Origin of the sequence: Kushneria marisflavi, from assembly GCF_002157205.1 — a bacterium.
In the GTDB taxonomy this organism is placed as follows: domain Bacteria; phylum Pseudomonadota; class Gammaproteobacteria; order Pseudomonadales; family Halomonadaceae; genus Kushneria; species Kushneria marisflavi.
Window position 1 is genome coordinate 2,209,068 of the sequence record NZ_CP021358.1, and the last position, 20,028, is coordinate 2,229,095.

Here is a 20,028-nt window from a genome sequence, read left to right on the forward strand (position 1 = left end):
ATATAGCGGATTCAGGCGTACACTTGGGCTCATGACAACATCTCTTTCTACCCGACCGGCCGGTGCGCAGGCCCTGATGCGCGGTCTGGCGGTACTTGATGCCGTTTATGAGGGGCATCACGACCTGGCCGCCATCGGCGCGCATATTCAATGCACACGTAGCACGACGCATCGACTGGTGTCAGCGCTGCTCCATGCCGGCTATCTGCGCCAGAGCGCCCACGGCTATCAGCTTGGCGCCAGGCTGGCAACGCTTGGCACCCGCGCCCGCGAGCAGATGCCGCTGGTCACGCTGGCCCGTCCGATCATCGAGGCACTGGCTCAACACTGCGGCGACAGCGTACATCTGGGTATTCGTGACGGTGATGATGTGGTCTATCTCGACAAGATCCGCGGCTCGCGCGGACTGGAGATGCGCTCGCGTCCGGGACTTCGGCTGCCGCTGGCCCTGACCGGTGTGGGGCGGGCGCTGATGCTCGATCTTGATGAGGCTCAGTGGCAGCGACTCTACACCCTCGCCTGTAATCATCAGGCGCGCCAGGTCGAGGCGCCGGTCGCGGGCCTGGCACCGCTGATACCGCCGGCCTGGCCTGACTATCAGGCGCGCCTGCTCGATTATCAAAGGACGGGCATCGTGCTGGATCTTGAGGACAACGAGCGCGGCATTCGCTGCGTGGCCGCACCGGTGCGTGATGAGCGGGGCATGATCGTCGCGGCGATCAGTATTGCCAGTGCCACACCCTGGATGTCGGATGCACGGTTGGCCGAGCTGGGCCCGAGCGTGCGTGACGCCGCCGCGCAGCTATCGCAACGGATCGCTCGGCCTGAGCATTACCCCGATTCTGCCTTTTCTTTATCTGCGGGAGCCTTTCATGACTGATACCTCTGCGCGCCTGATCGCGCTCGACTGGGGCACCTCCACGCTGCGTGCCTGGCTGCTCGACGGGGAGGGGCAGATTCTGGATCACCGTCACGAGCCCTGGGGCATTCTGCATACGCCGGAAGGGGACTTCGCCCGGGCCTATCAGGCCGTTGTCGGGTCGTGGCGCGAGGCGCATCCGGAGCTTCCGGCACTGGCCTGCGGCATGATCGGCAGCCGCGGCGGCTGGCAGGAGGTGCCCTATGTGGCAGCACCCGCCGATGCCAATGCCATCGCCACCGGGCTGGTCAAGATCGATACCGGCATCGACCGGCTCTCGCTGGTGCCCGGCGTCATGCAGCACAGCGATGCCGTGACCGGCGCCCTGCCCAACGTGATGCGCGGTGAGGAGACCCAGCTGATCGGCGTCATGGTCCGGTATCCCGAGCTTTCGAAGGACTCGCTGCTGGTCATGCCCGGCACCCACAGCAAGTGGGCGCGAATCGAGGATGAGCGGCTGGTCGGTTTCACGACCCACATGACCGGTGAACTCTACGCCGTACTGCGCGAGCACTCGATTCTGGGGCGTCCCGCGCGTGAGTGTCAGGAAGAGACCAGCGAGACAGCAAGTCTCAATGCCTTCGATGAGGGGGTCAAAAATGCTCTGGATGCCGGCAGTGCCGGACTTTCGGGGCAGCTTTTCAGCGTGCGCAGCCGCGTGCTGGCGGGGGAACTTTCACCCGAGTCCAGCCTTGCCTACCTCTCTGGGCTTTTGATCGGCGAAGAGGTGCGCAGTGCCACGGCTGCGCTGGGAGATACGTCCCGTTTGAGGCTTGCGCTGATCGGCGATGACGCCCTGTGCCGGAGGTACGCCCGCGCGCTGGCCCACTTTGAATGTCCTGATGTCGAGATTATTCATGACGCCAGCATCAGCGGCTTGATGACCATCGCCCGCCATGCCGGTTTGACTGCCGCCGCCCGATGACCCTGACGCTTTAGCTCACCAAGGAGCAGACCATGTTGAATGAGTACCTGCAGACCCTGCCGTTGATCGCCATTTTGCGCGGTGTCACCCAGCACGAAATCGAGCCCATCGGTCAGGCGCTTTATGACGCGGGCTTTCGCATCATGGAAGTGCCGCTCAACTCACCCGAGCCGCTGGAAAGCATCGTGCGGCTGGATCGGCTTCTGGGCGACAAGTGCCTGATCGGTGCCGGGACGGTCACCCGCGTCCAGCAGGTGCGTGACGTGGCGCACGCCGGCGGCAAGCTGATCGTCTCCCCCCACGGTGACCCGCGCGTCATTCAGTCCACGAAAGCGGCCGGCCTTGTCAGTGCCCCGGGCGTGGCCACACCGACCGAGGCCTTCGCCGCGCTCAACGCCGGTGCCGATGTGCTCAAGATGTTCCCTGCCGAGCAGCTGGGGCCAAAGGTGATCAAGGCCTGGCGCGCCGTGCTGCCGCCCGAGGTGGCGCTATTGCCGGTGGGTGGCATTACGCCCGACAACATGCAGGCATTTGTCGATGCCGGCGCTGGCGGTTTTGGGCTCGGCTCGGCGCTCTACAAGCCCGGCATGAGTGCCGAGGAAGTCGGCCGCAACGCTCGCGCCTTCGCGGATGCCTGGCAGGCACTCAAGCGCTGAGTCGCTGCGAATCGATCCCTGTTTGATCGCCTTTTGTCCCATTCATTTCCGACCAGGAACTGCCGAGTACTGCCATGAAAATTACCCGACTGGAAACCTTCATCGTACCGCCGCGCTGGTGCTTTCTGAAAATCGAGACCGACGAGGGCTTTGTCGGCTGGGGCGAGCCGGTGGTCGAAGGCCGCGCCCATAGTGTGGCGGCGGCGGTAGAAGAACTCTCCGACTATCTGATCGGCAAGGACCCGCGTCACATTGAGGATCACTGGACGGTGATGTATCGCGGCGGTTTCTATCGTGGCGGGGCCATCCACATGAGCGCCCTGGCCGGTATCGATCAGGCGCTTTGGGACATCAAGGGCAAGGTGCTGGGCGTGCCGGTTCACGAGCTGCTGGGCGGGGCCGTGCGAGACCGCATTCGCGTCTACTCCTGGATCGGGGGTGACCGTCCGGGCGATACCGCGCGCATGGCGAAAGAGCGCATGGACGGCGGCTTTACCGCCATCAAGATGAACGCCAGTGAAGAGATGCAGTTCGTCGATACCTTCGACAAGGTCGATGGGGTCATTGCCAACGTGGCGGCGATTCGTGATGCGGTCGGCCCGAACTTCGGCATCGGTGTGGATTTCCACGGTCGCGTGCACAAGCCGATGGCCAAGGTGCTGATGAAGGAGCTTGAACCCTATCGACTGATGTTTGTCGAAGAGCCGGTGCTCAGCGAGAACGCCGAGGCGTTGAAGGAGATCGCGCCGCTGTCCAACATCCCGATTGCGCTCGGCGAGCGGCTTTTCTCGCGCTGGGACTTCAAGCAGATTCTGGCCGGCGGCTATGTGGATATCATCCAGCCCGACCCGTCCCACTCCGGCGGCATCACCGAAACACGCAAGATCGCCAACATGGCCGAGGCTTATGATGTGGCGCTCGCCCTGCACTGCCCGCTGGGCCCGATCGCGCTGGCGGCCAATCTGCAGCTCGACGCCAACTGCTATAACGCCTTTATCCAGGAGCAGAGCCTGGGCATTCACTACAACCAGGGCAATGACCTGCTGGATTACGTCAAAAATCCGGAAGTGTTTGCCTATGAAGATGGCTATGTGAAGATTCCTCAGGGGCCGGGGCTGGGCGTCGAGGTCAACGAGGATTACGTGCGCGAGCGCGCCGAAATCGGCCACCGCTGGCGCAACCCCATCTGGCGCCATGCCGATGGCAGCTTTGCCGAATGGTAAGCCGTGTTTGACTGATGACGGGCACGAAAGCGCGTTACCATGGGCCAGCCTTGCGCTGGCCCTGCTGTTTGATAGGCGTTGTACAGGGATGAAAAGTAGCGTTTGTGCCAAGCGATTTCAGGGGCGGGTCGAGTATGATGGTCGGTAACAGTCACGACACCGCCCCCGGGGGCGCGGTCACCGGAGTACTTAAAGGGGCCGGTGAGGGTCGGTAAAGCACATTTTTGACGAAAGGACGGTTCAAGTGAAAATTGCAGTTGCAGGCACAGGCTATGTAGGCCTTTCCAACGCCATGCTGCTGGCGCAGCATCATGAAGTGGTCGCGGTCGATATCGTGCCCGAGAAGGTTGAGCGTCTCAACGAGGGGATCTCGCCCATCGAGGACGTGGAAATCTCGGATTTCCTGGCCAACCGTGCGCTGAATTTCACTGCCACACTGGACAAGGAAGCGGCCTATCGCGATGCGGCGTTTGTCATTATCGCCACGCCCACCGATTACGATCCCCAGACCAATTACTTCAACACCAAAAGCGTTGAGTCGGTCATTGATGATGTCATGGCGATCAATCCCGACGCCGTGATGGTGATCAAGTCCACCGTGCCGGTGGGGTATACCCATGATGCTGTCGAGCGCTTCAACACGAAAAACCTGATGTTCTCGCCGGAGTTTCTGCGCGAGGGCAAGGCGCTGTACGACAACCTGCATCCGTCACGCATCATTGTCGGCGAGCGCTCCGAGCGTGCCGAGCAGTTTGCCAATATGCTGAAGGAAGGCGCGATCAAGCAGGACATCCCCACACTTCTGGTCGACAGCACCGAAGCCGAGGCGATCAAGCTCTTCTCCAATACGTATCTGGCCATGCGTGTGGCCTATTTCAACGAGCTGGATACCTACGCCGAGACTCACGGCCTCGACGCCCGTCAGATCATCGACGGTGTCGGCCTCGACCCGCGTATCGGCAACCACTACAACAACCCGAGCTTTGGCTATGGCGGTTACTGCCTGCCCAAGGACACCCGTCAGCTTCTGGCCAACTATCAGAACGTGCCCAACAATCTGATTCAGGCCATCGTCGAAGCCAACCGTACCCGCAAGGACTTCGTGGCCGAGGCGATCCTGCGTCGCCAGCCGAAGGTCGTTGGCGTCTATCGTCTGGTGATGAAAAGCGGCTCCGACAACTTCCGCGCCAGCGCCATGCAGGGCGTGATGAAGCGCATCAAGGCCAAGGGCGTTGAAGTCATCGTCTATGAACCGAGCCTTTCGGAAGATGAGTTCTTCAACTCGCGCGTCATCAAGGACTTCGAGGCCTTCAAGGCCGAGGCCGATGTAATTGTGGCCAACCGCATGATGCCCGAACTCAAGGACGTGCAGGACAAGGTCTACACTCGCGACCTGTTCAATATCGACTGAGTCTGTCCCGGTCAGAGCGCGCCATCAAAACCATCCTTCGGGATGGTTTTTTTGTGTCTGCTTAAGTCAATGCCTGTTGCACTTCATATGCGAATCGTTTTCAAATGCATACCATTCACACTGGTGGCCAATGACGCTGTCAGATCGAGGCAACAATAATTCAAAGGGTTTAGGGCAATGACAAGGGAGCAGGATTTCGGATGGTGGTCGGTACAGCGCTTCGCCGCAGGGATCGCCATAGGCAGTGCGGTCGCTGCCGGGGCGGCAACGGCGGCCGAGCAGGAGGGCAATCTTGAGACCATTACGGTCACCAGTACTGCCATCGAAACCGCCGGTAATCTGCCCCCGCCGGCCTATGCCGGTGGTCAGGTGGCACAGGGCGGGCGACTCGGCATTCTGGGTGAACAGGATGCCATGAACTCGCCGTTCAACGTGATCAGCTACACCGATGAGCTGATCGAGAACCAGCAGGCCGAGACCATCGGTGACGTGCTGCAAAACGATGCCTCGGTCGCGGTCGGTACGGGGTTTGGCAACTATGCCGAATCCTTCAAGATTCGCGGCTTCAATCTTTACAACGACGACATGTCGTTTGGCGGTCTCTACGGCGTACTGCCGCGTCAGATCGTTGCCAGCGACTTTGCCAGTCGCGTAGAGCTTTTCAAGGGTGCCAGTGCCTTTGCCAACGGTGTCCCGGCCGGTGGTACCGGTGTGGGTGGGTCAGTCAATATCGAGCCCAAACGCGCCACCGATACGCCCATCAACCGACTGTCGACCGGCTATACCAGCGATGGCTATATCGACTCCGGTGTGGATATCGGGCGCCGATTTGGTGAGGCCAACGAGTTCGGTGCTCGGCTGGTGCTCAAGCGCGGGCGCGGTGATACCGCCGTCAATGACGCCGAGCGTGAAAACACCTTGGCCCTGCTGGGACTGGATTATGACGGCGGAGACAATCGTCTCTCGTTCGATCTGGGCCATCAGAAAACCGTGATCGACGGCGATCGGCTCAATCTGAATCTGGGCAGCTATACCGGCAACTCGGTGCCCGATGTACCGGACGCTGATGCCAACTATGTACCGGGCTGGAATCGTTCGAGCCTTGAAACCACCTTCGCCATGGTGCGCGGCGAGCATGACTTCAACGATGACTGGACCGGCTACGCGGCGCTGGGCGGTAATCGGACCCATGAAAGAACCCTGTCCGGCAGCGTCAGCCTGGCCGATGAAGAGGGCAACGGCACCGTTTCCCAGCTGGACACGGCCTATCAGTCGGAATCGCTGGCCAGCCAGACCGGGCTGCGCGGAAAGCTCGACACCGGGCCGGTCTCGCATCAGCTCAACCTGGGCTACTCCAGCGTCTATTCGCGCAAGGATGTCGCCTATGAGGGCAATTTCGCGGGTACCGCGACCAATCTTTACGATCCTGCTGACATAGCGCTTCTGGACTCGCCGTTTGTGAGCGGTAATCTGAGTGATCCCAACACCACCGGCCGGGTCTATAACAATGGTGTTTCGCTCTCCGATACGCTGGGTTTTATCGATGACCGATTGCTGCTGACGCTGGGCGCGCGCTATCAGGAAATCGAGGTCAATAATTACAGTGGTGACGGTTCAAGCCAGCCCGGCTTTTCCGAGTCGCGTGTGACGCCGGTCTACGGCCTGCTCTACAAGGCGACCGACAATATTTCGCTGTATGCCAACCACATTGAAGCGCTACAGCAGGGCGACACGGCGCCGACAAGTATCGGAAATGATCCGGTGACCAATGCAGGCCAGATTCTGGGGATTGTCCGTTCCAAACAGGATGAGGTCGGCGCAAAGTTTGATTACGGCAATCTCGGCGGCGGTATCGCGCTGTTCCAGATCGAGCAGCCTCAGGTCAGCATCGAAACCAGCGCCGATGGCACTCGAACGGCTGGCTATAACGGCGAGCAGCGCAATCGCGGACTCGAGACCAGTCTTTACGGCGAACCTCTGGAGGGCGTGCGTCTGCTGGCCAGTGCGACCTGGATGGACCCCGAGCTGCGCGATACCACCGACAGCGCCAACGATGGCAATGATGCGCCGGGTGTGGCGGGCTATCGCTACGTGCTGGGCGGCGAGTGGGATCTGCCTGATGTACAGAATCTGACCGCGACCGGACGCGTGATCCGTAACGGTTCGCAGTACGTGGACGAGGCCAATCATCTGAAGGTGGACCCATGGACGCGACTCGATCTGGGGCTTCGCTATACCATGCCGTTCAACGAAGGCAGCCTGATCTGGCGCGCCGATGTCGAAAACGTTACCGATGAAGCGTACTGGGCGTCAGCGGCCACAACAGGATCGCAGACGCTGCTACAGGGTGAACCTCGTACCTTCAAGCTCTCGGCGACGCTGGATTTTTAACCGCCCTTACGGTCGCATTACTTCTCTCCGTCGGCCCTTTGGGGCCGGCGTTGTCATGTTCTGACATGCGCTCCCAACCTGCCTGCCCCGGGCGATAATGTCGTCTCCATTGCCTTTCTGTTATGTTCGCGCTGTTATGGGACATCCGATATGTTCCGATCTCCTGCCACCTGTGGATGCCAGCGCCCATGCTCGATCGCCTGACCCATTCACTGCGCCGTCTCTGGGCGCTGGATGCCTTTGCCTACAGTCTGCGCGTGTTCATGGCGCTGACCGGTGTCATGCTCTGGAGCGCGCTGTCTGGCCATATCGGACAGATGATTCCGCTGTTTCTGGGCGTGATTGCCAGCGCCCTGGCCGAGACCGATGACAGCTGGCAGGGGCGACTAAGGGCGCTGCTGGTGACGCTGGTCTGTTTTGCCATCGCCTCGCTTGCCGTGGAACTGACCTTTGCTCATCCGTGGCTGTTCGGGGTCGGACTGGGACTGGCGACCTTTTTGATGATCATGCTTGGCGCCATTGGTCAGCGCTACGCCACCATCACGACGGCGACGCTGATCCTGTCGGTCTACACCATGATCAATATCGAGCAGCGCGGTGGCGTGACGGTGGAAAATCTGTGGCACGGGCCGCTGCTGCTGGTCGCGGGCGCCGCCTGGTACGGGGTGCTGTCGATTGTCTGGCAGGCGCTTTTTACCCACCAGCCGGTGCGCCAGAGCCTGGCGGCGCTGATGACGGAGCTGGGAGAGTATCTCGCCATCAAGGCGTCGCTGTTCGAGCCGCTGCGCGGGGTGGATCGCAGCGCTCGTCGGCTGGCACTGGCGCGTCAGAATGGCCGGGTGGTCAGCGCGCTCAACGAGGCCAAGGAGATGATCTTTTCGCGGCTTCAGGGGCAACAAAACAGTGCGCGCATCGACCGCTATCTGCGTCTTTATCTGATCGCTCAGGACATTCACGAGCGCGCAAGTTCCACCCACTACGACTATTCGGCACTGGCCGAACACTTCTTTCACAGCGACGTGCTGTTTCGCTGTCAGCGGCTTTTATATCAACAGGGCCAGTCCTGTCAGGCGCTGGGCAGAGCGCTGCTGCTACGTCAGTCGTTTGATCATGGGGAAAGCGAGCAGGCACTGTTTGACCTGCGCGCGTCCATTGAGTATCTCAAGCAGCATCCGCCTGGAGGCGATGCCCGTCAGAACCATCGTCTGCTGCGCTCGCTGACGTCACTGGCGATCAATCTGGGCGAGCTGGAGCGCCAGCTCACTCGCGCCGATAATCCAGAGCTTGCCCTTGATGAGCATGATCGCAATCTGCTGGACCGTTCGCCGAGCGGCTTTCGCGATGGCTGGCAGCGACTGCGCGGGCATCTGCGGACCTCATCTCCCATCTTTCGCCATGCCCTGCGTCTTTCCTCGGCGCTGGTGGCGGGCTATCTGCTGCTGCGCCTGATCCACCCGACCCAGGGTTACTGGATCCTCCTGACCACCCTGTTTGTCTGTCGGCCAAGCTTTGGCGCCACCCACCGCTTCCTGCGCCAGCGCATCACCGGCACCGTGCTGGGGCTTTTGGCCGGCTGGGCGCTGATCACGCTCTTTCCCTGGGACGCCGCGCAGGCCCTGATTGCGGTGCTGGCCGGGGTGCTCTTTTTCGCCACCCGCATCCGTCACTACATGATCGCCACGGCGGCCATCACGCTGATGGTGCTGGCCTGCTTCAACCAGGTCGGCGACGGGTTTGATCTGATCTGGCCGCGCCTGTTCGATACGTTGCTCGGCGCCGGGCTGGCGGCGCTGGCGGTGCTTTTGATCCTGCCAGACTGGCAGGGTCGGCGGCTCAATCGGGAGGCGGCGTCAGTGATCACGGCCAGTGAGGCCTATTTTCGCGAGATCGTGCGTCAGTATCAAAGCGGCAAGCGCGATGATCTGGCCTATCGGCTGGCCAGGCGCAACGCCCACAACGCCGATGCCGCGCTTTCAACTCGCTTGGCCAGCGTCATGCAGGAGCCGGGACAGTATCGCCATGATGCCGATGAAGGCTATCGGCTGCTGGTGATTACCCACAGCATTCTTGGCCATCTCTCGGCGCTGGGCGCCCATCGGCGTGGCGTCAGTGAGCGGCTGGATGTTCAGGAGCTGGAAGGGGTGTTCGAGGCCATCAGCGGCTATCTCTCGACCATTGCCCGTGCGCTGTCCCGGCGTCAGGGCGTCGGGGCGCTGTCACCGCCGCCCGAGTCGATGGTGGCCTTTCTCGAGCAGTTGCCGGAAGAGGTCGAGGACGCCCGCCGGCTGGTGCATTCGCAGCTGGCCATGATCTGTCACCAGATGATCCCACTGGCAGAAGTGGCCGGTCGGCTGCTGGATCAGCAGGGGCAGCGCCGGCGTCTGATCAGTTCGGGACGCGCGACGACGTAGACTCGAGAGCGTTTGTTGGCCCGCAAACAATGTCGGCAGCCGGCCCGGGGCGGCCGAGCAGAAAGCCCTGAAGATGAGAGCAGCCTTCCTGCTGAAGCAGGGCCATCTGCTCGGGGCGCTCAACGCCTTCGGCGGTGACTTCCATCTCGAGGCTTTTACCCATGCCGGTGACGGCGCGCACGATGGCCAGCGCCTCGCGGCTGTCGCACATCTCGCGGATGAAGCTCTGATCGATCTTGAGCCGGTCAAACGGAAAGGAGCGCAGATAGTGCAGCGACGAATAGCCGGTGCCAAAGTCGTCGAGTACGATGCGAACCCCCAGCTGCTTGAGCTGATGCAGGATGTCGATGTTGTGCTGACTGGCATCCAGCAGAATCGATTCGGTGATCTCAAGTTCCAGTCTGGAAGGGGTGATGCCCGTGATCGCCAGGGCTCTGGTGACTTCGTCGACCAGCGCCTGGCGGCGGAACTGGGCCGGCGACAGGTTGACCGAGATGCGCTGCTCATCCGGCCAGTGACAGGCCTCGTGGCAGGCCTCAACCAGCGCCCAGGCACCGATCTCCAGAATCAGGCCGCTGTTTTCGGCAATCGGGATGAATTCCAGCGGTGACACAATGCCCCGAACCGGATGGCGCCAGCGCATCAGTGCTTCAAAACCGGTGGTGCGGACGCCGCTGATGTCATAAATGGGCTGATAGAGCAAAAAAAGCTCTTGTTGCGCCAGCGCATTGCGCAGGTCGTTTTCCAGATCAAGGCGCTCGCGTGCCAGCTCGGCCAGTTCAGGGCGAAAGGTTTCGTAGCGGCCCTTGCCCTGGCGCTTGGCCTCATAAAGGGCCAGATCTGCGCAGCGCATCAGCTGCTCGAAGCTGTCGATATCGTTGGAGGCCCGTACGCCGCCCAGGCTGATACCGGTCTGAACCCGGTGCTCGCTGAGTTGAAACGGAGCGCGTGCACTGATCGCCAGAGTGTGTGCCAGCTGGGACAGCGCGTTGTCGTCATGAGCCTCGGGCACAAGCAGGGCGAATTCATCGCCGCCGATGCGGGCCAGGGTCTCACCATGATGCAGATGCTGATGGAGTCGAGCGGACAGCTGGCACAGCAGATCATCGCCGACCTGATGGCCCAGCACATCGTTAATGTTCTTGAAGTTGTCCAGATCCAGCAGCAGCATGCCCACTCGCCCAATATCGGGTTCGAAATTCTCCAGCAGCGCCCGGGCGCGCTCGCCGAACAGCAGCCGGTTGGGCAGGTTGGTCAGGGCATCGTGGTGCGCCATATGGCGGATGGTGGCCTGAGCGGTGTACTCCTCGGTAATGTCATCGACCAGGTAGAGCCGCTGCCCGGTGGCATGGCCGTTGTCCATGATGTCCAGTATCAGGCATTTCAGCCGACAGGTGCCCTCCGGCGTTTCCATCTTGAATCTGAAATGGCCGGCGGCCCTGTTGTCCTCACGAGGCCGTTCGCCACGAATGCGCGTCAAAAGCGCATCGGTCGATATGTGCGTCAGCAGTGTTTCGGGGCCGGTCCGATGTTGTTGAATGCTGTGGTTGCACAGCAGAAGACGGCTATCGCTCTGGTCCTCGACCATGACCCGCGTTGGAATGTTGTGAATGACGGTATTCAAAAAGGCGTAGAGACCGCTCAGCTCACGTGATTGCCGCTCGGCGTCGTCACGCGCCTTGAGCACCTGCTGCTGCTGCGCCCGTTTTTCCGTGACATCGCGGGTGATCTTGGCAAAGCCGATCAGCTGGCCGTTGTCATACATGGCATCGATGACCACGCTGGCCCAGAACACGCTGCCATCCTTGCGAAGGCGCCAGCCTTCCGCTTCGTGTCGGCCGTTCTGACGCGCGGCGGCCAGCCCCTGCATGGGCAGGCCGGAGCTGCGCTCTTCCGGCGTGTAGAAGCAGCTGAAATTCTGACCCAGGATCTCCTCGGCGCAGTACCCCTTGAAGTATCGGGCACCTTCATTCCAGCTCAGGATGGTGCCTTCAGGGTCAAGCATGTAGATCGCGTAGTCGGTAATGTTCTGTACCAACTGACGGTAAAGCGCATCACTGTCCATTGTGATGGCGCTGGTGGGCGCTCGCTGTTCGGCCATGATGATATCTGGATTGAAGAGGAAGAAGTCGGCGTCTGTCGCTGTGACGACAGGGCAGACAGACGTCATCAAAAGTGATCCAGATTATGTAACAGGGAGATCTGATTAAAGCCGCAATTAAGGCCTTTTTTAAGCCTCAACTGCGGCGATAGGAGCCTGAGACGAGAGATGGCTACCCCAGCAGATGCCTTGTCAGCGCCTGCCACCAGGCCACACCAATCGGGGCAAGGTCATCGTTGAAGTCATAACCTGGATTGTGCAGGGCGGCGCTGTCACCATTGCCCATCCAGATGTAGGCGCCCGGGCACTGCTCAAGCATGAAGGCAAAGTCTTCCGAGGCCATGCAGGGCGGTAGATCGTAATGAACCTTTTGAATTTCCGGCATCCCTTCCAGCACTTCGCCACAGCGCCTGGCCTGCTCGGCGTCGTTGATGGTGGCCGGATAGCGTGACTGATAGTCGAGCTCGGCACTTATACCGTGAAAATCGGCGCCGGCCTGAATGGCCTCGCGAAAGCGCTTTTCAAGGTGTTCGCGAAGAGCCGGGTCGAAACAGCGCAGGGTGCCGCGCAGCTCGACCGTACCCGGCATGACATTGAAGGCATCACCGCCGTGAAACTGGGTCACACTCAGCACCGCCGGCTGATGCGCCGGTCGCTCACGACTGATGAGCCCCTGAAGACGGGTAACGAGCTCGCAACCTGCCAGAATGAGGTCATCACCCATGTGCGGCATGGCAGCGTGACAGCCCCGTCCGGACAGTCGCAGCGTGAAGACATCAAAGGCGGCCATTGATGGGCCGCTGTGGACGGCCGCCTCGCCGACCGGCATGCCCGGCCAGTTATGCAGGCCGTAGACAGCGTCCATCGGAAAAAGCTCAAACAGCCCCTGCTCGATCATGACCCGGGCGCCGCCTTCATTTTCCTCGGCGGGCTGAAAGATGACGTGCACGCGGCCGGCAAAGTCGGGATTGCGCGCCAGCGCCCAGGCCGCGCCCAGCAGCATGGTAGTGTGTCCATCATGGCCGCAGGCATGCATGCGACCGGCAATAGTGGACGCCCACTCAAGCTCGGTGGCCTCCTCGATGGCGAGCGCGTCGATATCGGCGCGCAGGCCGATGGTACGCCCCGGGCCACGCGCGCCCTCGATCGTGCCGACAACGCCGGTGCCGGCCAGCCCGGTATGAACCTCGATGCCGGCCTCACGCAGCAGCTCGGCGATGCGCGCGCTGGTGCGCTGCTCTTCAAAGGCGATTTCGGGATGGCGATGAAAATCGTGGCGCCACTGGCGAAGCTGCTCGGCGCTGGGGTAGGACTCGAAGGCGGTCATGAGGGGTCCTGATCAAAAGTGTTGTTGTCCAGGGGAAGATTCCCGGACAAAAACCTTATGCCGATCGCGCTTGGGTGTCGATGCGTTCGGCCGCATCATCAGGCAGAAGTGGTGATAAAAGCACGCATGTCATCAAAAAGGCCCCCGGGTAGCGTGCTGTCCGGGGGCCTTTTTGTGCCGGTGACGTCACGTACTACGAGCGTTTTGCCTTCAGCTCGGTCGCGCGTCGGGCGGCGTAATAGTAGGTCTCGTTTTTCATCAGGTGCATGCCCAGCACCGGTTTGTTCAGGTGGCTACGCTTGCCCAGAAGCGTTGCCGCTACTTCCTTCAGGCTGCCCTTGAGCGTGCCGTCACAAGGTACGCCCATGAGGCTGCGGATCTGATTGGGCTGGATGTATTTTTGATAGATGGCGGTGCTCATCTCGTCGTAGCGCTGCTGATAGCCTTCCTGCAGCAGGCTGTCGAGCCGCGCCAGATCAGTGCGATCATTCTCCGGCGAGAGACACACCACATCGTTTTCGGTGTGATGAAAGACCGGCGTGAAACGCACCGGAGCGCCCTTTTCAAAGCCGAGTTTGACGGCATAGGAATAGTTCTTCTTCGCCGCCGGATTGGGCCGGTTGCTGAAGTAGAAGTTGCCCAGACTGTAGAAGATCAGCGCGCCGTGATAGGCCTCATGCCCCTGCGGGACGTGAGGATGCGCGCCCACGACGACATCGGCCCCCAGATCGCACAGGTGCTGATAGCGCAGGCGCCACTCCTTTTGTGGAATATCGTAATACTCGAGACCTGCGTGAGCGAAGACGATGACAAAGTCACACTCGCGCTTGAGCTCGATCACCATTCGGTCGATGGCCGGGTGGTTGAGCCAGGCATAGCCTGCCTGGTCGGCATCGGCGTTGTGATCGAGCACGCCGAACTGCGCCTCGCAGGCGTTGATCATGCCGATGCGCACGCCCTGAATGTCGCGAATCAGCGGCATGTAGGCCTGCTCGACGTTCATGCCGGCGCCGATCATGTCGACATCAAGACGCTCGCCCTCGCGCAGGGTAGCCTCAAGGGCCTCGTCACCGAAATCCATGATGTGATTGTTGGCCAGCAGCATCATGTCAAAGCCATGCTCCTTGAGCACCGACATGATCTCGGCCTGCTGGTTGATATGCGGCCCGTCCTTGGGCTGTTCGCGACCAACACCACGAACCGGGGCTTCGAAGTTGCAGACGGCGTAATCGCAGCCGGCGATGGTCGCGCTCATGGCGTCATCACAGACCGGGCCACCGCTGTACTGGCGATTGACCACATCCCCACAGACAAACATTTCAATCATGGTATCGGTTTCCGAAGTATCAACAGGGCCGGCTGATCAGCCGGCCTGCGCAGGAGCGGGTCTGGCGCCCATGAAGGCGGTCATCTGAAGTTTCAGAACACGACCCCGGCGGTAGAAAAGATTGAGCACCACAGCGGACAGGATCTCGGCAATCAGCGTCGACAGGGCCGCCCCGACCAGCCCGAAGTGAGGAATGAGCAGGTAGTTCAGGACGATATTGAGGGCGCTGACGAACAGCATCTTCTTGAGCAGGAAGCTGTAGCCGCCCATCACGGTAATGACGTTGAAGGCCGAGGTGCCCAGTACGGAAAAGACCGACGAGATGACCGTAATGCCCAGTACGGATGCCGCCGGGCCATACTCATCGCCATAGAGCAGGTCGATCAGCTCGACCCGGAAAATCCCCATGAGTGTGGCCGGAATCACCGCCACCACGAAGACAGCCAGAAACAGCCGGCGAATGCGATGCTCGAACAGCGCTGGATTGCTGCCGCGTGCGGCCTGGTTGATGCCTACCATCCAGGAGGTCATCAGGGCCATGGGAAACATCATCCAGCCCTGAGAAAGGGTCAATGCTGCGCTGTACCAGCCCACGTGTGTTTCGTCGAGCATGCTGCCCAGCATGATCTGGTCGGTACGGGTATAGAGGGCGATCGACAGGCTCGAAATCGCCAGCGGAATGCCGACCTGCACGATATGACGCGAATGGCGTCGGCTGCGGGTCTTGAAGGTATGTGCAATCTCGCGGGTCTTGCGGCGGAACAGGTGCTGCTTGATGAAGTACGACACTGCCCACTGAATGATGTTGGCGGCCGCAAAGAAACCGACCGTGGCACCGAGCTTGATAAAGGCAAACTTCAGCGCTACTCCGACACCGAGGGCAATGTTTTGCGCCACGGTATTGAACTTGGAATCCAGCGACGAGTTGAAAAAGACGCTGTAGACCTCGTTGGTGGTAAAGAAACTGCCCCAGATGATGATGGAAAACACCGCCATCTGTTTGGGGGTGTCGAAATAAAACCAGGCACCGATGGTCAACAGCGTGCAGATAATGACGAAATTGATCGCGCGCACCCGGGTCGAGGCGGCCATGAGCAGCAGCCCGCTATGCCGGTTGCGGGCCAGCCGGTTGAAGACCACGTTGTCACCGCCCATTTTCACCATGGGCGTGATCAGGGCCACGATCGCCAGGGCCAGGCTGATCAGGCCGAACTCGCTGGGGCCCAGATAGCGGGCGACATAAACCGTGATGAAAATGCCGGCCAACGCCAACATGACCTTTTCGCCAAGAATCCAGGCGGTATTGATGAGTGCCTTGTTCATGAAGCTGCTTTTTCAGGGGGAGACGCCGAAGGAGGGCTGATCGGCAAGGGATGCCGATCATGCCACCAGAAACGGTTACCGTGTGTGCAGAGTTGTGCGGTGTCTCGAATTGTATCAGGCCGCAACCTCAGGTCATGACAGGAAAATCCGTTCACACGCCTGACATTAAAGGCCTTCCAGCAGTCGCCCGAGCGCGGTGCCCTGTAAAAGAAGACGCAGGGTTTCAGGGGTGTTCTGCCAGGCCAGACGCAGATGCTCCTCGCGCTGAATCATGCTCGTGTAGTCCTGTTCAATCTGCTGACAGGAAGACAGCCTGCTCACGAAGGTTTCATGATCAAATGCATCCTGCAGCAGGTGATCCTGCTCGTTGGCCTGTGCGTAAAAGCGATCCAGTTTCATGATGGCGAATCCAGAAGATGTTCATCGCCTATATCGGCCGCACTGTTACCTTCTTAATTACATTGTTACTAATGGTTACCAAAGTCGTAGCCCATCAATTTGGTTTTCGGCGTCCTGCGTCTGCCCGTTGACTCAATGATCAAGAGCCGGCGTGAAATGACGCTCGATCAGATCCAGCCGCGTCTGCCATGGGTCCTGACGAGCCACCGGCCCTTGATGTTGCGTGAAGTCCATTATCAGGTTCGACAGTGGTGTATGCAGCGGCCAGGTGGGCGCGCCGCCGCCGTTGGGATTGCCGTCCCGAGCGAAGTTGACCACGTAGCGATGAAGCTGCCACGCCATGGCCCGGCCACTGTCATCAAGGTGGTCGTAACGCGCATCGAGCGTTCGAAAAAGATAGGGCAGTTCGCTGGCATGGACGGCGCCGGGCCAGTCATCGCGCGCCTCGAGGGCCACGTGCGAGAAGCGATAGCGCCATACCGGCTCGCCGGTGGCGGCGACCTGATTGGCAACAAAGCGCGCCGGTTCGGTCATCATCCGGTCCATCCCCACGCGCCAGCCGATCCGCTGTACATCGTCACTGCCTGTCGGGTCGTACAGGGCTCGAGCCTGATCGGCATCCGCGCCGAAGGGTGAGAACAGGGCCTCCATGCTGTCGGCCGTGCTAAAGCCCAGATCGGCATCAGTGGTGCCGATCATGATGGGGACATGCTGCTGAAGGCCGGCCCTGTAGATGCCCTCGGGGGGACCCGATACCAGCTCGCCATCACGAATCGGGCCGCCGGTCCAGGTGCGCGGTCCTTTTCGCGGCGCCATGAGGCTCTGCATGTTGAGACCGTCGACCACCTGATCGGCGGGTAACGCCCTGAGCGCGGCGAGCGCGTCGCTGCCTGTACCCGTAATGCCGTGTCGATGCGCGAAGTTCTCGCCGATCGTCTCGGCCGAAGGCTGCTCACCCTGCTCGTCCGAGAGTTTCGGCATTGGCCCCATCAGCGCCCGTCCACCGCCGGACATCACCACGGCGCGCTGGAACAGCCCGCGCGCAGCCGGTGAGCCGGTCAGGTCCAGCACCGACGCGCCGCCGGCGGATTCGCCCATGATGGTGACGTTGGCGGCATCGCCGCCAAAGGCGCCAATATTGCGCTGCACCCAATTCAGGGCGGCCAGCTGATCCATGATGGCGTAGTTACCCAGCGCCTGACCTGGCTGCTCGCGACTCAGGGCCGGGTGGGCAAAAAAGCCAAAGCGGCCCAGCCGGTAGTTGAGACTGACCAGAATCACGCCATCGCGGGCGAAGGCGCTGCCGTCATAGACCGGTGCCGAGGTGCCGCCATTGACGTAGCCGCCCCCGTGAATCCATACCAGTACCGGATGATTGGTCATGGCACTGTCCGCCCGCGGGTCGGGAATGGCATCCGCCGGCGCCCAGACATTGAGATAGAGACAGTTCTCGGAAGAGCGGGCACCCAGCGGCGCTGCATCACCGGGGGCAGGATGCTGCATGCAGTCCGGCCCGAAGCGGGTGGCTTCCCTCACACCTGACCAGGGTCTGGCCGGCTGCGGGGGACGCCAGCGATTTTCGCCCGTGGGCGGGGCGGCGTAGGGGATGCCCTTGAAGGCCGTCACGTCCAGCATGCTGCTGCCGCGCAGGGTGCCGGTATCGATATCCACCCGAGTCGGGTGGGATGATGACGCCTGAGCCCAGGCCCACAGGGGCGTGGCCAGCAGCCCCAGTGTCAGCAGTCCTTTCAACCAGCGTTGCATGCGGTATTCCGTTTGCGTTGGATCATGCGCTCAGGATAGACCACCTCGAAGTGATGCTCCCGTTACTCGTCACCCTCGGGCTCGATGGCACGTGAGACCAGCCAGCGGCCTTCGATCATGTCCAGTCGCTCCCACCAGGGATCGCGCATCACCTGCGGTCCGTCGTCCTGAGTGAAGTCCACCAGCTGCTCCTGCTGCGGGTCGTGCCGCGGCCACTGCGGCAGCCCCTCACCATTGGGGTCGCCGGTCAGGGCAAAGTTGACCACGTAGCGATGAAAGGCCGTGGCCGTAGTGCGGTCACTGTCGTCGATGCCGCTGCCGTAGGCATTGTCGAGACGATCAAAGAGATAGGGGATATCGGTGGCATGCGGTGCGCCGGGCCAGTCGGCACGTTTTGGCGCCGCCACATGGGAGAAGCGATAGCGCCATACCGGCTGACCGGCCGCGAACATCTCGTCGGCGATAAAACGGGCAGGCTCCGTCATGGTGCGATCGCGCCCGATCTCCTTGGCCAGCGTTTTCAGATTGGCATTGCCGCCGGGATCATAGAGCGCGCGCATGCGATCGGCGTTATCGCCAAAGGCATCGAACAGCTCGGTCTTGGAGGCGGCGTCCACGCGCCCCAGGTCAAGGCTGGTCGAGCCGATCAGCAGCGGTATCTGTCGCTGCTTTTGCTGTCTGAAACGGTTCTGGGTTTCATCAACAAGCAGCCTGCCATCGCGCACCGGCCCGCCGGCAAAGGTGTCGCGCTCGCGGTTGGGGGTATACATCATGCTCATGTTGAGATCCCCGGTGACCGCCGCCGCCGGCAGATCGCGCAGTGCCTGACGTGCGGCCTCACCATTGCCCTCTATACCGTGGCGCCGGGCAAACCGCTTGCCAAAGGTGTCGGCGGAAGGGTTGTCGGGTTGATCCTCGTGGAGATCATGACGTATGGCGCGCAGCCCGCGGCCGCCGCCGGACATCACCACGGCGCGCTGAAAAAGACCCTCGGTGGCAGGGCTTGCCATCAGATTGAGAATCGAGTTGCCGCCGGCAGATTCGCCGACCACGGTGATCTGATTCGGGTCGCCGCCGAAACGGTCGATGTTGTCTCTGACCCATTCAAGTGCCTGGATCTGGTCCATCACGGCGTAGTTGCCCCGAAGGGCGTCATCACCGTTTTCGCCGCTCAGCGCCGGATGAGAAAAAAAGCCGAAGCGTCCCAGTCGATAGTTGAAACTGACATAGAGCACGCCATCGCGGGCAAAGCTTTCGCCGTCATAAGCCGGCGATGAGGCGCCGCCGTTGACGTAGGCCCCCCCATAGAGCCAGACCACCACCGGCCGGCGGCTGTTATCCGGTTTGGTGGCTGTACGGTCGGTGGTGTCGCTTTCGCCCGACCTGGCGCGGGCACCATCGGGTTGCCAGACGTTGAGATAAAGACAGTCCTCATCGGGGCGCTCATCGCCGGGTGAGGCACTGCTCGACAGCGGCTTTTGCATGCAGTCATGGCCAAAGCGTGTGGCCTCGCGGAGGCCCTGCCATGGCTTGACCGGTTGCGGCGCGCGCCAGCGATTCTCCCCCACCGGCGGGGCCGCAAAGGGGATGCCGCGATAGACCGAAAACCCTTGGTCATGCTCGCCGCGCAGCAGGCCATGATCAGTGCGTACGACCGGAGCCTCGGCGGCCGCCTTGAGGACTTCGGCTACCTCGAGCGCCATCGATTCATCAATGGTCGCCGGCGCCGGGGAAGCATCTGCCATGGCAGTGCCGCGCCAAAGGCTCAGCACTGCCCATGTCATCAGAGTCACGCCCTTTTTACCTGCCGCTGCCCGCATGTTGTCTCCCTGTCTCCGGCGATCTTCCCAC

General features: G+C 61.3%; 14 protein-coding genes. 7 read left to right on the plus strand and 7 right to left on the minus strand.

Annotated features, from left to right (window positions below; translation table 11 throughout):
• The first annotated feature begins 31 nt into the window (after positions 1 to 31).
• The 7 genes from B9H00_RS10095 to yccS all read left to right on the plus strand — a co-directional run bounded on the left by B9H00_RS10095 (position 32) and on the right by yccS (position 9,936).
• The gene (locus tag B9H00_RS10095; protein WP_086900549.1) at positions 32 to 880 is read left to right on the plus strand and encodes an IclR family transcriptional regulator; all 849 of its coding nucleotides are present in this window, start codon (positions 32 to 34) and stop codon (positions 878 to 880) included.
• On the plus strand, positions 873 to 1,844 hold the full coding sequence (locus B9H00_RS10100; protein ID WP_086900550.1) for a 2-dehydro-3-deoxygalactonokinase: 972 nt from the start codon (positions 873 to 875) through the stop codon (positions 1,842 to 1,844). Before B9H00_RS10095 ends, B9H00_RS10100 begins: the two co-directional genes overlap by 8 nt.
• Positions 1,845 to 1,876: 32 nt before the next feature.
• Positions 1,877 to 2,500, plus strand: coding sequence for a 2-dehydro-3-deoxy-6-phosphogalactonate aldolase (locus B9H00_RS10105; protein ID WP_086900551.1), 624 nt, complete (start codon positions 1,877 to 1,879; stop codon positions 2,498 to 2,500).
• A gap of 74 nt (positions 2,501 to 2,574) precedes the next feature.
• On the plus strand, positions 2,575 to 3,723 hold the full coding sequence (gene dgoD / locus B9H00_RS10110; RefSeq protein WP_086900552.1) for a galactonate dehydratase: 1,149 nt from the start codon (positions 2,575 to 2,577) through the stop codon (positions 3,721 to 3,723).
• 244 nt (positions 3,724 to 3,967) lie between these two features.
• Entirely contained in the window at positions 3,968 to 5,134 is a 1,167-nt protein-coding gene (locus tag B9H00_RS10115) for a nucleotide sugar dehydrogenase (RefSeq protein ID WP_086900553.1), read from the plus strand.
• A 177-nt stretch (positions 5,135 to 5,311) separates the two neighbouring features.
• Positions 5,312 to 7,525 (plus strand): TonB-dependent receptor, encoded by a 2,214-nt coding sequence (locus B9H00_RS10120; protein ID WP_086900554.1) that lies wholly within the window; start codon positions 5,312 to 5,314, stop codon positions 7,523 to 7,525.
• A gap of 188 nt (positions 7,526 to 7,713) precedes the next feature.
• Positions 7,714 to 9,936: a YccS family putative transporter gene (gene yccS / locus B9H00_RS10125; RefSeq protein ID WP_086900555.1), complete on the plus strand. Its 2,223-nt coding sequence runs from the start codon at positions 7,714 to 7,716 to the stop codon at positions 9,934 to 9,936.
• Here the strand turns inward: yccS and B9H00_RS10130 are convergent.
• The 7 genes from B9H00_RS10130 to B9H00_RS10160 all read right to left on the minus strand — a co-directional run bounded on the left by B9H00_RS10130 (position 9,911) and on the right by B9H00_RS10160 (position 19,997).
• Positions 9,911 to 12,037 (minus strand): EAL domain-containing protein, encoded by a 2,127-nt coding sequence (locus B9H00_RS10130; RefSeq protein ID WP_174678722.1) that lies wholly within the window; start codon positions 12,035 to 12,037, stop codon positions 9,911 to 9,913. The two genes, yccS and B9H00_RS10130, sit on opposite strands and share 26 nt — an antisense overlap.
• A gap of 172 nt (positions 12,038 to 12,209) precedes the next feature.
• Entirely contained in the window at positions 12,210 to 13,364 is a 1,155-nt protein-coding gene (locus tag B9H00_RS10135) for a M20 aminoacylase family protein (RefSeq protein WP_086900556.1), read from the minus strand.
• Between the two features lie 193 nt (positions 13,365 to 13,557).
• Positions 13,558 to 14,691 carry a CapA family protein gene (locus B9H00_RS10140; protein WP_086900557.1) on the minus strand — a complete coding sequence of 378 codons (1,134 nt, stop codon included), beginning with the start codon at positions 14,689 to 14,691 and terminating at the stop codon, positions 13,558 to 13,560.
• Between the two features lie 36 nt (positions 14,692 to 14,727).
• Entirely contained in the window at positions 14,728 to 16,014 is a 1,287-nt protein-coding gene (locus B9H00_RS10145; protein ID WP_086900558.1) for a flippase, read from the minus strand.
• Between the two features lie 165 nt (positions 16,015 to 16,179).
• Positions 16,180 to 16,413 carry a hypothetical protein gene (locus B9H00_RS10150; protein WP_086900559.1) on the minus strand — a complete coding sequence of 78 codons (234 nt, stop codon included), beginning with the start codon at positions 16,411 to 16,413 and terminating at the stop codon, positions 16,180 to 16,182.
• Positions 16,414 to 16,545: 132 nt separating this feature from the next.
• Positions 16,546 to 18,177 carry a carboxylesterase/lipase family protein gene (locus tag B9H00_RS10155; RefSeq protein WP_086900560.1) on the minus strand — a complete coding sequence of 544 codons (1,632 nt, stop codon included), beginning with the start codon at positions 18,175 to 18,177 and terminating at the stop codon, positions 16,546 to 16,548.
• A gap of 62 nt (positions 18,178 to 18,239) precedes the next feature.
• A complete protein-coding gene (locus tag B9H00_RS10160) occupies positions 18,240 to 19,997 on the minus strand; it encodes a carboxylesterase/lipase family protein (RefSeq protein ID WP_086900561.1) in 1,758 nt (585 codons plus the stop codon).
• Positions 19,998 to 20,028: the final 31 nt, after the last annotated feature.

Bases quoted from the DNA above. Each gene is read 5' to 3' on its own strand.
- B9H00_RS10095 (WP_086900549.1), top strand. From the start codon at position 32: ATGACAACATCTCTTTCTACCCGACCGGCCGGTGCGCAGGCCCTGATG.
- B9H00_RS10100 (WP_086900550.1), top strand. From the start codon at position 873: ATGACTGATACCTCTGCGCGCCTGATCGCGCTCGACTGGGGCACCTCC.
- B9H00_RS10105 (WP_086900551.1), top strand. From the start codon at position 1,877: ATGTTGAATGAGTACCTGCAGACCCTGCCGTTGATCGCCATTTTGCGC.
- dgoD (WP_086900552.1), top strand. From the start codon at position 2,575: ATGAAAATTACCCGACTGGAAACCTTCATCGTACCGCCGCGCTGGTGC.
- B9H00_RS10120 (WP_086900554.1), top strand. From the start codon at position 5,312: ATGACAAGGGAGCAGGATTTCGGATGGTGGTCGGTACAGCGCTTCGCC.
- yccS (WP_086900555.1), top strand. From the start codon at position 7,714: ATGCTCGATCGCCTGACCCATTCACTGCGCCGTCTCTGGGCGCTGGAT.
- B9H00_RS10130 (WP_174678722.1), bottom strand. From the start codon at position 12,037: ATGGCCGAACAGCGAGCGCCCACCAGCGCCATCACAATGGACAGTGAT.
- B9H00_RS10135 (WP_086900556.1), bottom strand. From the start codon at position 13,364: ATGACCGCCTTCGAGTCCTACCCCAGCGCCGAGCAGCTTCGCCAGTGG.
- B9H00_RS10140 (WP_086900557.1), bottom strand. From the start codon at position 14,691: ATGATTGAAATGTTTGTCTGTGGGGATGTGGTCAATCGCCAGTACAGC.
- B9H00_RS10145 (WP_086900558.1), bottom strand. From the start codon at position 16,014: ATGAACAAGGCACTCATCAATACCGCCTGGATTCTTGGCGAAAAGGTC.
- B9H00_RS10150 (WP_086900559.1), bottom strand. From the start codon at position 16,413: ATGAAACTGGATCGCTTTTACGCACAGGCCAACGAGCAGGATCACCTG.
- B9H00_RS10155 (WP_086900560.1), bottom strand. From the start codon at position 18,177: ATGCAACGCTGGTTGAAAGGACTGCTGACACTGGGGCTGCTGGCCACG.
- B9H00_RS10160 (WP_086900561.1), bottom strand. From the start codon at position 19,997: ATGCGGGCAGCGGCAGGTAAAAAGGGCGTGACTCTGATGACATGGGCA.